This is a genomic window from Cellulomonas humilata (assembly GCF_030814415.1).
GTDB classification, from domain to species: domain Bacteria; phylum Actinomycetota; class Actinomycetes; order Actinomycetales; family Cellulomonadaceae; genus Cellulomonas; species Cellulomonas humilata_A.
Window position 1 is genome coordinate 494,657 of sequence record NZ_JAUSVB010000001.1, and the last position, 12,809, is coordinate 507,465.

A 12,809-nucleotide genomic window follows, 5' to 3' on the forward strand; every position below is an offset into this window, starting at 1 on the left:
ACCGAATGTGCGGACGTTGCGGGTGGGCGCGGTGCGCGTGAGGCGGGTCAGCCCGCGAGGGCCATGCGGGTCATCGACTGGGTCGCGCGCTCCATGACGACCTCGAGCGACTCCCCCACGTGCTTGTGCAGCGCGGTCAGGGCCGACGGCAGCTCGCGGGCGAGCACCAGGGTGAGGATCTCGAGGTGCTCGTCGATGGTCGCGGTGATGCGGTCGGTCTCCACGAAGTCGTGCATGCGCACAGCCCGGATCTTCTGGTTCACGGTGACCAGGGCGCCGGTGAGCTGGGTGTTCCCCGACGACCGGGAGAGCACCTGGTGGAACCCCTCGTCGAAGAGCACGAAGCTGGCGTCGGGCTCGGGCGGGGCGTCCCGCAGCTCGGCCCACTTCTCCCGCTCGGCGCTCAGGAGCTCCTCGTCGTGACGGACCTGCGGGTTCTCGATCGCCCGGGCGATGCCGCGCAGCTCGAGGGTGATCCGCAGCTCGTAGAGGTTGCGCAGGTCCTCGAGGCTGGGCACGACGACGGCGTACCCGAAGTCGGTCCGCTCCACGAGCCCGTCGGACAGCAGCCGCGACAGGGCCTCCCGGACGGGGGTGCGGGACACGTCGAAGAGCTTGCCGAGCTTGGGTTCCGTGAGCCGCTCCCGCGGGGAGATGCGTCCGTTGAGGATCTCGTCGCGCAGCTGCTGATAGACCACGTCACGCAGCGATCGCGGATCCTCGGACAGCCCGGTCGTCCCACCCGTGCTCATGGTCACGAAGCGTAGACCTCCCGGCTCACAGGGCCATCGCGGCGCGCACGTCGGCCTCCTGGTCCGCACCGCCGGCGCCCGACCGCGTCACGCGACCGGACTCCAGCACGTAGTACTGCCCGGCCGCGCCGAGCGCGAACCCGACGTGCTGCTCGACCAGCAGCACCGACAGGCCACCGGCGCTGAGGGTGCCGATGGCGTCCTCGATCTCCTGCACGACGGACGGCTGGATGCCCTCGGTGGGCTCGTCGAGGATCAGGACGCGCGGCCCGGTCAGGAGGGCACGTGCGATGGCGAGCTGCTGGCGCTGACCGCCGGACAGGAGGCCGGCGCGTCGGCCCAGCAGCTCGCGCAGCGCGGGGAACAGGTCGAGCGCGTCGGCCATCCGCGACGACCCGGCGGACCCGGCGCCGTCGGCGACGAGCTGGAGGTTCTCCCGGGCGGTCAGCTGGCCGAACGACTGCTGGCCCTGCGGCACGTAGGCGAGCCCGCGGCGGACGCGCTGGTGGGGGCGCAGCTTCGAGACGTCTTCCCCGTACAAGGAGACCCGGCCGCTGCGCACGGGCAGCAGCCCGACGGCCGCCCGCAGGAGCGTCGTCTTGCCGGCGCCGTTGTGGCCCATGATCGCGGTCACGCCGCCGTCGGCGACCTCGATGTCGACCCCGTGCACCACGGACGTGCGCCCGTAGCCGACGTGCACCCCGGTCATCTGCAACATCAGGACGCCTCCTTCGACGAGCCTCGCGCACCCGCGCCGCGGCCCAGGTACACCTCGACCACCTTCGGGTCCGCCTGCACCTGCGCGACGGTCCCCTCGCTGAGCACCGACCCCTGGTGGAGCACGGTCACCGACGAGGCGAAGCTGCGCAGGAATTCCATGTCGTGCTCGACGACGACGACCGTGCGCTGCGCACCGATCCGTTGGAGCAGCAGCCCGGTCTCCTCGCGCTCGGCCTGGCTCATCCCCGCGACGGGCTCGTCGAGCAGCAGCAGCCGGGCGTCCTGCACGAGCAGCATCCCGATCTCGAGCCACTGCTTCTGCCCGTGCGCCAGGACGCCGGCGGGCAGGTCGCGTGCGTGCGTCAGGCCGACCGTCTCCAGCGCCGCCTCGACGGCCTCGGGGATGCCGCTGCGCCGGCGCAGCATGACGCGCGCCTTGCGCCGCGACCCCGCCGCGATGTCGAGGTTCTGCAGCACGGTGAGCTCGTCGAACACGCTGGCCGTCTGGAACGTCCGACCGACCCCCGCGCGGGCGACCTTGTGCGACGGCTTGCCCACCAGCTCGACGCCACCGAACCGGATGGACCCGGTGGCCGGCGCCAGCCCTGTGATGGCGTCGACGATCGTGGTCTTGCCGGCGCCGTTCGGGCCGATGAGGAACCGCAGGTCGCCCTGCGTCACGGTGAGGTCGACGCCCGCCACGGCGACGAACCCGTCGAACACCACGCGCAGGTCCCGGATCTCCAGGTAGTCGTGCTTGAACCGGGCCTCGTCGGCGGCGATCACCTGCTCGAGCGCGTCGGGGTCCAGCGACCCCTCGCCGATCAGGGGTGCGGCGGTCGTAGGAATCTCGCTCATGAGGCTTTCCCCGAGGTCTCGAGGGCGGGCGCCGGCTCCGGGGCCACGGGTTCCGCAGGCTCGGAGCGTCGTCGGCGGAAGAACCGGCCGATCGTCGCGAGCCCGTTGGGCAGGAACGCGACGACGAGGATGAACAGCGCGCCCTGGAAGTAGATCCAGAACGACGGGAACGACTCCGAGAGCGACGTCTCCGCCCACGACACCCCGATCGCGCCGAGCACCGGCCCGAGCAGGGTGGCCCGGCCGCCGATCGCGACGCCGACCAGGAACCCGATGGAGGGCACGACGCCGACGTCGGCCGGGGAGATGATCCCGACGATGGGCGTGAACAGGGCGCCACCGATGGCCGCGAAACAGGCGGCGATCGCGTACGCGACGGTCTTGACGATGGCGGGGTCGTAGCCGAGGAACCGGACGCGGTTCTCCTGGTCGCGCACCGCGACGAGCAGCTCGCCGTAGCGGGAGTTCATGACGAGCCGCACGATCGCGACCATGGCGAGCAGCACGCCCGCGGCGATGAAGTAGAGCATCCGCTTGTTCACCGGGTCGGACAGCGTGAACCCGAAGAACGACTGGAACCCGTTGAGGCCGTTGGTGCCGCCGGTGACCTTCTGCTGGCCCACCAGCAGGATGGCGAACGCCGCGGCGAGCGCCTGCGACAGGATCGCGAAGTAGGCGCCACGGACCCGTCGCTTGAACACCGCGAGCCCGAGCAGGGTGGCCACGAGGGCGGGCACGACGAGGATCGCCAGGATGGTGACCACCGGGTCTCGGAACGGCTCCCACCAGCCCGGCACCGTGCCGTCGCCGTACAGCAGCATGAAGTCGGGCACCCCGCCGGGGCCGGCGTCGGACAGCTTGAGGTGCATCGCCATGATGTAGCCGCCGAGGCCGAAGAACACGCCCTGCCCGAGCACGAGCATCCCGCCGCGCCCCCACGCCAGCCCGATGCCGACCGCGACCATGGCGAGGCAGCAGAACTTGGCCAGCAGGTTGAGCCGGAAGTCGGACAGCATCGCCGGCGCGACGCCGAAGAGCAGGAGGGCGGCGATCACGAGGCCGCCCCAGATCCGGATGCGGGGGTTCATGCGAGGCTCCGGGTCCGCACCGAGACCAGGCCCTGCGGTCTGACCTGCAGGAACGCGACGATGACGACGAAGAGCAGCACCTTGGCGATGCTCGCGGTGGTCGAGTACTCGAAGCCCGCCTGGAGCAGCCCGAGCGCGAACGCCGCGATCACCGCGCCCTTGAGCTGCCCGATGCCGCCGACGACCACGACGAGGAACGCGTCGACGATGTAGTTGGTGCCCAGCGTCGGACCGACCGACCCGAGCAGCGTGAGCGCCACGCCCGCGACGCCGGCCACGCCGGAGCCGACGAAGAACGTGAGCCGGTCGGTGGCACGCGTCGAGATGCCCGACGTCTCGGCCAGGTCCCGGTTCTGCACGGTGGCCCGGATGCGCCGGCCGAGCGGGCTGAGCTTGAGCAGGAGGGAGAGCGCCAGCACGCACAGGAGCGCGAGCGCGAGGATGAACAGCCGCGTCTTGGGGATCCCGACGCCGAGGATCTGCACCGCACCGGACAGGAATGCAGGGGCGCGGACGTCGACGTTGGGGGCACCGAACACGTCGCGGGCCAGCTGCTGCAGCACGAGGGCGACGCCGAAGGTCACCAGCAGCGTGTCCAGCGGCCGCTTGTACATCCGCGAGATGAGCGTGATCTCGAGCAGCAGCCCGAGCAGTCCGCCGACCAGGAACCCGATGACGAGCGAGACCAGCAGCGAGACGCCCGCGTCGGCGATCACGCCCTGGACCACGAACGCCGTGTACGCGCCGGCCATCATGAACTCGCCGTGCGCCATGTTGATGACGCCCATCTGACCGAACGTCAGCGCCAGCCCGAGCGCCGCGAGCAGCAGCACCGACCCCAGGCTGAGGCCCGCGAAGAGCTGTGAGACGAGGGCGTCCATCCGACCCGTCCTTCCTGGATGAGGGGCGGTGGCCCGGCGTCACAGAGCCGCCGGGCCACCGCGTCAGGGGTGGGTCAGGACAGGCCCTCGGCCCAGTCGTAGCCCTCGAGGAACGGGTCCGGCTCGATGGGACCGTCCGACGACCACTCGGTGTAGATGAGCCCGTCGGGGCCGATCTTGCCGATGAGCGCGGTCTTGGCGATGTGGTGGTTGTCGCCGTTCACGGTGACGGTGCCCTCGGGTGCCTCGAACGTCGTGCCGCCGGCTGCCTCCTGGACCGCCGCGACGTCGAACGACTCGGCCTTCTCGACCATCAGCTTCCAGAGGTAGAGCGACGTGTACGCGGCCTCCATCGGGTCCGACGTCACGCGGTCGTCGCCGAACTTGGCCTTGAACGCCTCGACGAACGTGGCGTTCGCGGGGCTGTCGACCGTCTGGTAGTAGTTCCAGGCCGTGAGCTGGCCGACGATGTTGTCGATGCCGATGCCACCGACCTCCTCCTCGGCGATGGACACCGAGACGACGGGCAGGGTGTCCGCGGCCAGGCCGACGTTCTTGTACTCCTTGAAGAACGCGACGTTGGAGTCACCGTTGAGGGTGTTGAACACCGCGTCGGCGCCGGAGCCCTTGAGCTTGTTCACGATCGTCGCGAAGTCGGTGTGGCCCAGCGGGGCGTACTCCTCGCCGACGATCTCGACGTCGTTGGCGCCGGCCCAGGCGACGATCTCCTTGTTGGCCGTGCGCGGGAAGACGTAGTCGGAGCCGACCAGGAAGATCTTCGACTTCCCCTGCTCCTTGAGGTAGTCCATGCCGGGCAGGATCTGCTGGTTGGTCGTCGCGCCCGTGTAGAAGATGTTCGGCGACGCCTCCAGGCCCTCGTACTGGACCGGGTAGAAGAGCAGGGAGTCCTTCGCCTCGAAGACGGGGAGCATCGCCTTGCGCGACGAGGACGTCCAGCCGCCGAACACCGCGGCGACGCAGTCGGACGAGATGAGCTTCTCGGCCTTCTCCGCGAACACGGTGGGCTCGGAGGCGCCGTCCTCCGCGACGATCTCGAGCTGCTTGCCCAGGACCCCGCCGTCGGCGTTGATCTCCTCGGCGGCCAGGTCGAGGGAGTCCCGGACCGTCTGCTCGGAGATGGCCATGGTGCCGGACAGGGAGTTGAGGAAGCCGATCTTGACGGTGTCGCCGGACGTGTCGACGCACGATGCCGACGATGCCGACGAGGCGTCAGCCGGGTCGTCGGAGGTGCGGGCGCCACATCCCGCGACACCGAGGACGACGGCCAGGGCGGCCGCCGGGAGGGCAAGAGCGCGCGTGCTAGATCTGGTCAACGGAGGGGCCTTTCGCTGAGACGAGCTGTGGGGCGGATCCGGACGTCGGGCCGGGAAAGCCCACGACACCGCGCTGTGTCCCGTGCTGTATACATCCCTGTGCCCATGGGTGATGAACCTAGGGACGGGGTGTTTCCGGCAGCGACCGGCCCGCGTAAACGGTCTGTTTCGGGTCGGGCTCAGTTCCGTCACAAGTCGAGTCACAGCGGCGGATACTCTCGAGAGATGCCGCTGCGCCGTCCGCTGGACCAGTCGTCGAAGCTCAAGAACGTGCTCTACGAGATCCGCGGGTCCGCCCTCGACGAGGTGGTCCGCCTCGAGGCCGAGGGCCACACGATCCTGCGGCTGAACACCGGCAACCCCGCCGCGTTCGGGTTCGAGGCCCCCCACCAGATCGTGCGCGACGTCATCGCCGCCATCCCCCACGCGCACGGGTACACCGACTCCCGCGGCATCCTGTCCGCCCGCCGCGCGGTGGTCACCCGGTACGAGACCGAGCCCGGCTTCCCGGAGATCGACGTCGACGACGTCTACCTGGGCAACGGCGTCTCCGAGCTGATCACGATGGTCATGCAGGCGCTTCTCGACGAGGGCGACGAGGTGCTCATCCCCTCGCCGGACTACCCCCTGTGGACTGCGATGACGTCCCTGTCCGACGGCGTTCCCGTGCACTACCGCTGCGACGAGTCCGCCGGCTGGGAACCGGACCTGGAGCACATCCGGTCACTGGTCACGCCGCGGACCAAGGCCATCGTCGTCATCAACCCGAACAACCCCACGGGCGCCGTCTACTCGCGCGAGGTGCTCGAGGGGATCGCCGCGATCGCCCGCGAGCACAGCCTCCTGGTGCTCTCCGACGAGATCTACGACCGCATCCTGTTCGACGGCGCGCAGCACATCCCCATGGCCTCGGTCGCCCCCGACCTGCTCTGCCTCACGTTCAACGGCCTCTCCAAGACCTACCGCGTGGCCGGCTACCGCTCCGGCTGGCTCGTCATCACCGGCCCCCGGGAGCACGCGACCGGCTTCCTCGAGGGCATCACCCTGCTGGCGTCCACCCGCCTGTGCCCCAACGTCCCCGCGCAGCACGCGGTCCAGGCCGCCCTCGGCGGCATCCAGAGCATCGAGGCACTGATCGCCCCGGGCGGCCGGCTGCACGAGCAGCGGGACGTCGCCTACCGCGGGCTGACCTCGATCCCCGGCGTCGACTGCGTCCGCCCGGACGGCGCCCTCTACCTGTTCCCCCGGCTGGACCCCGACGTGCACGAGATCCGCGACGACGCCCGACTGGTCTACGACCTGCTGGTCAGCGAGCACATCCTGCTGGTCCAGGGCACGGGCTTCCACTGGCCCACCCCGGACCACCTGCGCATCGTCACGCTCCCGGAGGCCCGCGTCCTGGCCGAGGCGATCGAACGCATGGGCAACTTCCTGTCCAGCTACCGCCAGTAGACAGCGAACGGGCCGGTCACCCGAAGGTGACCGGCCCGCTCGACCGTTCAGTAAGGCTCAGCGCATCGGCTGCGGATCAGAACCCGCCGCCGAAGTCCTCGCCGCCACCGCCGGCCGGCGCCTGGTTGCGCTCCGGCTTGTCGGCCACGACGGCCTCGGTGGTGAGGAACAGCGCGGCGATGGACGCCGCGTTCTGCAGCGCGGAGCGCGTGACCTTCACCGGGTCGTTGACGCCCGCGGCGAGCAGGTCCTCGTACGTGTTGGTCGCGGCGTTGAGGCCGTGACCCACGGGGAGGTTGCGCACCTTCTCGACGACGACGCCACCCTCGAGACCGGCGTTGATCGCGATCTGCTTGAGCGGGGCCTCGATCGCGAGCTTCACGATCTGCGCACCGGTCGCCTCGTCGCCCTCGAGCTTGAGGCCCTCGAACGCGGTCTTGCCGGCCTGGATGAGCGCCACGCCACCACCGGCGACGATGCCCTCCTCGACGGCCGCCTTCGCGTTGCGAACGGCGTCCTCGATGCGGTGCTTGCGCTCCTTGAGCTCGACCTCGGTGGCCGCGCCCGCCTTGATGACGGCGACGCCACCGGCGAGCTTGGCGAGGCGCTCCTGCAGCTTCTCGCGGTCGTAGTCCGAGTCCGAGTTCTCGATCTCGGCACGGATCTGCGAGACGCGGCCCTGGATCTGGGCGGCCTCGCCGGAGCCCTCGACGATGGTGGTCTCGTCCTTGGTGACGACGATCTTGCGCGCCGTACCGAGGACCTCGAGGCCCACCGTGTCGAGCTTGAGACCGACGGTCTCGGAGACGACCTGGCCACCGGTGAGGATCGCCATGTCCTGCAGCATCGCCTTGCGGCGGTCGCCGAAGCCGGGAGCCTTGACGGCGACCGACTTGAACAGGCCACGGATCTTGTTGACGACGAGCGTGGCCAGGGCCTCGCCCTCGACGTCCTCGGCGACGATGAACAGCGGCTTGCCGGCCTGGATGACCTTCTCCAGGAGGGGCAGCAGGTCCTTGACGTTCGAGATCTTCGACTCGACGAGCAGGACGTACGCGTCCTCGAGGACGGCCTCCTGACGCTCCGGGTCGGTCACGAAGTACGCCGACAGGAAGCCCTTGTCGAAGCGCATGCCCTCGGTGAGCTCGAGCTCGAGGCCCAGCGCGCTGGACTCCTCGACGGTGATGACGCCTTCCTTGCCGACCTTGTCGAGCGCCTCGGCGATCAGGTCGCCGATCGCCTGGTCGCCGGCGGAGATGGCGGCCGTGGCGGCGATCTCTTCCTTGGTCTCGACGTCCTTCGCCTGCGCGAGCAGGGCAGCGGTGACGGCCTCGACGGCCTTCTCGATGCCCTTCTTCAGCGCGATCGGGTTGGCGCCGGCCGCGACGTTGCGCAGGCCCTCGCGCACGAGCGCCTGGGCGAGCACGGTGGCCGTGGTGGTGCCGTCGCCGGCGACGTCGTCCGTCTTCTTGGCGACCTCCTTGACGAGCTCCGCACCGATCTTCTCGAAGGGGTCCTCGAGATCGATCTCCTTGGCGATGGAGACGCCGTCGTTGGTGATCGTGGGGGCGCCCCACTTCTTGTCCAGGACGACGTTGCGGCCCTTCGGGCCGAGGGTGACCTTGACGGTGTCGGCGAGGATGTTGAGTCCCCGCTCGATGCCGCGGCGGGCCTCCTCGTTGAAGGCAATGATCTTGGCCATGGGGCTGTGATCCTTCACTGGGTTCGGGTCGGCCGAGGGTGCCCGCGACGGACGGGCACGTCACCCGCGGTCTTGTCCCGCGTGCGACGGCCCTCACCGGACGGCCGGGATGATTCTGTCACTCTCCACCGGAGAGTGCTAAGTCCAATGGTTAGCACTCGACCCCCGAGAGTGCAAGCAGCGTTCGCCGAGAGCACGCGGTCGACGGGCCCGCGCACGAGCACGTCGGGAGCCCCGCACGAGCGTGATCAGGCCCTGCGCACGCGTGAAGCGGCCCCGGGCGCCCCCACGACGCGACTATCGTGCGCGTGTGCACGATCACGACGAGGACGTCGAGAGCCGCGGCCGACTCGCCGCGGCTCCCGTCGTGCGCGCGCACCGGACCCGCCACGCGCACCGCCGCCGTCGCGCGGGCGGGCTCGTCGCGACGGCGCTCGTCGCCTCGGGGACCACCCTGCTCGTCGCCACCGTGCCCACGGGGGCCCTCGCCACCGACGCCCCCGCTGCGCCGGTCGTCGTCGCCGAACCGGCTGCCCCCGCGTACGCGACCATCCCGCTGTACCTCGAGGGCCTCACCACGATGCCCGGGGGGCGGCGGGTCCCGCTCGCGGTCGGCACCGACGCGACGTTCCTGGCCGGCACGCACGTCGTCGACCCGGCGGCCTCGACCCTCGCGCGCGTGGTCGCGGGGTCCGCGGTGGACGAGCGCGGCGCGACCGTGAGCGCCGCCGCCTCCGTCGCGATCCGGCAGCGGGCCTGGCTCGCCGCGGGCACCGTGCCGGGCGCGGGCGGACCGTACGAGGACATGGCCCGGGCCGCCCTGCTCGACCTGCACGCGCTCCAGCTCCCCGACGGTGCCGCGGTGGCGGCCTGGTCGGAGAAGTGGCGGTACGTGTGGCCGCGCGACGCGTCGTTCGTCGCGGTCGCCCTGGCACGCACCGGGCACGTCGACGACGCCCTCGACATCCTCGGCTTCCTCGACCGGGTGCAGGCGACCGACGGCTCGTTCCAGGCGCGGTACCTCCCCGACGGCTCCGGGCCACCGGACGAGCGCGGCGTGCAGACCGACGGCACGGGCTGGGCGCTGTGGGCGTCCGGGCTCGTGCTCGAGGAGATCGCCGACCCCGACGAGCGCGCCGAGGCCGCGGAGCAGCTCCTGCCCCTGGTGCAGCGGTCCGCCCGGCGCGCGATCGCGCTGGTCGCGCTCGACGGTCTGCCGCCGGCGTCGCCCGACTACTGGGAGGTGCCCGAGGACACGCTGACCCTGGGCACGGTCGCCCCCCTGGTTGCGGGGCTGCAGCAGGCCTCGGTCGTCCTGGACCTCGCCGGCGACGACGCGCTGGCGCGGTCGGCGTTCGACGCCTCGATCCGCTCCAAGGTCGCCACCATCCGCGCGTTCGGCGCCACCGGGTTCGCGCGGTACGCGAGCGGGGGGCACGCGGACGCCGCCAGCGCCTTCCTGATGCCGCCGTTCCTGACCAGTGCCGTCCCCGGGGTGGAGAAGGCGTGGCGGGCGTCGGCGACGGCCATGGTGCGGCCGGCCAACGGCCTCGCGCCCGGCGCGGGGTGGCGCGACGACGGCGTCTCGTGGACCCCGCAGACGTCGCTCTACGCGTGGGTGGCGGCGGAGAGTGGTGACTCCGAGCTCGCCGACGGGTGGCTCTCGTTCCTCGACACCCATCGCACCCCGTCGGGGTCGCTGCCCGAGAAGGTGCTCGCCGACGGCTCCCCCGCCGCCGTGGCGCCGCTCGGCTGGAGCGCGGCGTGCGTGCTGCTCGCGCTGGAGGCCCTCGACGGCTGACACGCCGACGGGCCGCACACCCGGGGTGCACGGCCCGTACGGACGACGGGTCAGATGGCGCGGACCTGCTCGGCCTGGGGTCCCTTGGTGCCCTGGCCGACCTCGAACTCGACGTCCTGGCCTTCGTCGAGGGACCGGTAGCCGTCCGACTGGATGGCGCTGAAATGCACGAAGAGGTCCTGGCCTCCCCCGACCGGGGTGATGAAGCCGTACCCCTTCTCCGCGTTGAACCACTTCACGATGCCCTGAGCCATGCGCACTCCTCGACGTCCGGTGCCGAGCGCTCCGCCGGCGCCCGGTGCGCGAGAGCCTAGTGGCCGCGTTCGGGCTCCGACCAGGGCCGATACGGCTCGATGCGTCAGGCGTCCGGGTCGCTGACGAGCAGCACCGTGACGCCCGCCTCGGGGGCCGCCTGCAGGACCACCTCGGTCAGACCGAGGGTCTGGGCGACGAGGTCAGCCGTCGGCCGCAGGTCCTCCGACGTGTAGTACACGGTCGAGTCGTCGACGGTCGGCTCGGCGTTGCCGGTGGTCACCGCCGTGAACCCGGCTGCGGTGAGCTTGGTCGCCTGCGTCCCCGCGAGACCACCGATGCTGGCCGCGTTGAGCACCTCGACCGGCGTGGTCAGCACGGGGGCGGGAGCGGCGGGCTCCTCGACGGGCGCCGTCTCGGTGTCCGTCGGGGCCTCGCCCTCGGTCGCGGTGTCCGTCGGGGTGTCGTCCTGCGCGTCGGGCGAGCTCGAGCTGCCCGGCAGCGAGGGGAGGTTGCCGTCGCGTGCCGCGAAGTTCACCAGGGCGAACGCGAGCACCGGCAGGAGCGCCAGGACGACGAGGAACTTCCACCACCTGCTCCACGCGGACCGGGGTGCGCGATGCACCCCGCGGGGGACGTCGGGGTTCGACGGGACATCGAACTCGTCCTCGGGGTAGGAGTACTCCGCCTTGCTCACGCCGGACAGGCTAACGGCTCAGGTCGTGCGGACGGGTCCACCTGAGGCACGACGTGTGCCGTGTCACGTGCGAGGACGCCGGTCGGGCCGCCCACCGGGGCGGATCAGGCGTCCCCGAGCCGACGGGCCGTGCGTGCGCGCTGCCGGGAGGACCGCATCCGGCGCAGGCGCTTGATGAGCATCGGGTCGTGCGCGAGGGCCGCCGGGTCGTCGATCAGGGCGTTGAGCACCTGGTAGTACCGGGTGGCCGACATGTCGAACAGCTCGCGGATGGCCGACTCCTTGGCACCCGCGTACTTCCACCACTGCCGCTCGAACGCGAGGACCTGCTCGTCGCGCTCGGAGAGCCCGTCGGCCGAGGCCGGCTGGACGCTGCGGGTGTGCTCGAGCGATCCGATGGCGATCGTCGCGGCGTCCATGCGTCCTCCTGTGCTCTCTTCCGAGCTGCTCGTCCGAACGGTGCGGGCGGGGGACCGCCGACGACCTCCGTCATCGTACGACCGTAATGACACGCGTGTCATTCCACGCGGCGCGTCGTCCCCCGTGTGCCGCGCGCGCGCTCGCGCGGCCCCGACTCGGTACCCTCGCCCGCGTGACCGCCGCACCCCTGGACCAGCTCGTCGCCCCCGACTGGGCGGTCGCGCTCGCGCCCGTCGAGCCGCAGCTCCGGGCAGCGGGGCAGTTCCTGCGCGACGAGGTGGCCGCCGGCCGCGGCTACCTGCCGGCGGGCGACGCGATCCTGCGGGCGTTCCGCCGACCTCTGGCCGACGTGCGCGTGCTGGTCGTCGGCCAGGACCCGTACCCCACGCCGGGGCACCCGATGGGGCTCTCGTTCTCGGTGCAGCCCGACGTCCGGCCGCTGCCGAGGTCGCTGACCAACATCTTCACCGAGCTGGTCGCCGACGTGGGTGTCGCGCCGCCGCGCAACGGGGACCTGTCCCCCTGGGCGGACCAGGGCGTGATGCTGCTGAACAGGGTGCTGACGGTCCGGCCGGGCGCACCGGCGTCGCACCGTCGGCAGGGGTGGGAGGCGGTGACGGACCGGGCGATCGCGGCCCTCGTCGAGCGCGGCGGACCGCTGGTCGCGGTGCTGTGGGGACGCGACGCGCAGTCGCTCAAGCCCGCGCTGGGGTCGGTGCCGACGGTGGAGAGCGTGCACCCGAGCCCGCTGTCGGCCAGCCGCGGCTTCTTCGGCTCCCGGCCCTTCTCGCGCGTGAACGAGCTCCTGGTGGCGCAGGGGGCGCAGCCGGTCGACTGGTCGCTCACGTGAGG

At 71.4% G+C, this 12,809-nt stretch carries 13 protein-coding genes; 3 read left to right on the forward strand and 10 right to left on the reverse strand.

Annotated features, from left to right (window positions below):
• Nucleotides 1-47: 47 nt before the first annotated feature.
• The 6 genes from J2X26_RS02190 to urtA form a co-directional block, all read right to left on the reverse strand.
• Nucleotides 48-752: a GntR family transcriptional regulator gene (locus tag J2X26_RS02190; protein ID WP_307489437.1), complete on the reverse strand. Its 705-nt coding sequence runs from the start codon at nt 750-752 to the stop codon at nt 48-50.
• A 25-nt stretch (nt 753-777) separates the two neighbouring features.
• Nucleotides 778-1,470: an urea ABC transporter ATP-binding subunit UrtE gene (gene urtE / locus J2X26_RS02195; RefSeq protein ID WP_307489439.1), complete on the reverse strand. Its 693-nt coding sequence runs from the start codon at nt 1,468-1,470 to the stop codon at nt 778-780.
• Nucleotides 1,470-2,330: an urea ABC transporter ATP-binding protein UrtD gene (gene urtD, locus J2X26_RS02200; protein ID WP_307489440.1), complete on the reverse strand. Its 861-nt coding sequence runs from the start codon at nt 2,328-2,330 to the stop codon at nt 1,470-1,472. The genes urtE and urtD overlap by 1 nt, the downstream gene beginning before the upstream one ends.
• A complete protein-coding gene (urtC, locus tag J2X26_RS02205; protein ID WP_307489442.1) occupies nt 2,327-3,418 on the reverse strand; it encodes an urea ABC transporter permease subunit UrtC in 1,092 nt (363 codons plus the stop codon). Before urtC ends, urtD begins: the two co-directional genes overlap by 4 nt.
• The gene (urtB, locus tag J2X26_RS02210) at nt 3,415-4,299 is read right to left on the reverse strand and encodes an urea ABC transporter permease subunit UrtB (protein ID WP_307489444.1); all 885 of its coding nucleotides are present in this window, start codon (nt 4,297-4,299) and stop codon (nt 3,415-3,417) included. The genes urtC and urtB overlap by 4 nt, the downstream gene beginning before the upstream one ends.
• Before the next feature lie 74 nt (nt 4,300-4,373).
• A complete protein-coding gene (gene urtA / locus J2X26_RS02215; protein ID WP_307489446.1) occupies nt 4,374-5,633 on the reverse strand; it encodes an urea ABC transporter substrate-binding protein in 1,260 nt (419 codons plus the stop codon).
• Nucleotides 5,634-5,858: 225 nt separating this feature from the next.
• On the opposite strand from urtA, the gene J2X26_RS02220 reads away from it, so the two are divergent.
• On the forward strand, nt 5,859-7,085 hold the full coding sequence (locus J2X26_RS02220) for a pyridoxal phosphate-dependent aminotransferase (RefSeq protein ID WP_307489448.1): 1,227 nt from the start codon (nt 5,859-5,861) through the stop codon (nt 7,083-7,085).
• Nucleotides 7,086-7,161: 76 nt separating this feature from the next.
• Here the strand turns inward: J2X26_RS02220 and groL are convergent, their stop codons facing one another.
• Nucleotides 7,162-8,787, reverse strand: a complete 1,626-nt coding sequence (groL, locus tag J2X26_RS02225) for a chaperonin GroEL (RefSeq protein ID WP_307489450.1) — start codon at nt 8,785-8,787, stop codon at nt 7,162-7,164.
• A gap of 310 nt (nt 8,788-9,097) precedes the next feature.
• Here groL and J2X26_RS02230 point away from each other — a divergent pair, with 310 nt between their 5' ends.
• A complete protein-coding gene (locus tag J2X26_RS02230; RefSeq protein WP_307489452.1) occupies nt 9,098-10,588 on the forward strand; it encodes a glycoside hydrolase family 15 in 1,491 nt (496 codons plus the stop codon).
• A 50-nt stretch (nt 10,589-10,638) separates the two neighbouring features.
• Here the strand turns inward: J2X26_RS02230 and J2X26_RS02235 are convergent, their stop codons facing one another.
• The 3 genes from J2X26_RS02235 to J2X26_RS02245 all read right to left on the reverse strand — a co-directional run bounded on the left by J2X26_RS02235 (nt 10,639) and on the right by J2X26_RS02245 (nt 11,956).
• A complete protein-coding gene (locus J2X26_RS02235; RefSeq protein ID WP_055917025.1) occupies nt 10,639-10,842 on the reverse strand; it encodes a cold-shock protein in 204 nt (67 codons plus the stop codon).
• A gap of 104 nt (nt 10,843-10,946) precedes the next feature.
• Nucleotides 10,947-11,537, reverse strand: coding sequence for a LytR C-terminal domain-containing protein (locus tag J2X26_RS02240; protein ID WP_307489455.1), 591 nt, complete (start codon nt 11,535-11,537; stop codon nt 10,947-10,949).
• A gap of 104 nt (nt 11,538-11,641) precedes the next feature.
• A complete protein-coding gene (locus J2X26_RS02245; protein ID WP_307489457.1) occupies nt 11,642-11,956 on the reverse strand; it encodes a DUF3263 domain-containing protein in 315 nt (104 codons plus the stop codon).
• Between the two features lie 173 nt (nt 11,957-12,129).
• Between J2X26_RS02245 and J2X26_RS02250 the strand changes: the two genes are divergently transcribed.
• A complete protein-coding gene (locus J2X26_RS02250) occupies nt 12,130-12,807 on the forward strand; it encodes a uracil-DNA glycosylase (protein WP_307489458.1) in 678 nt (225 codons plus the stop codon).
• The last annotated feature ends 2 nt before the right edge of the window (nt 12,808-12,809 follow it).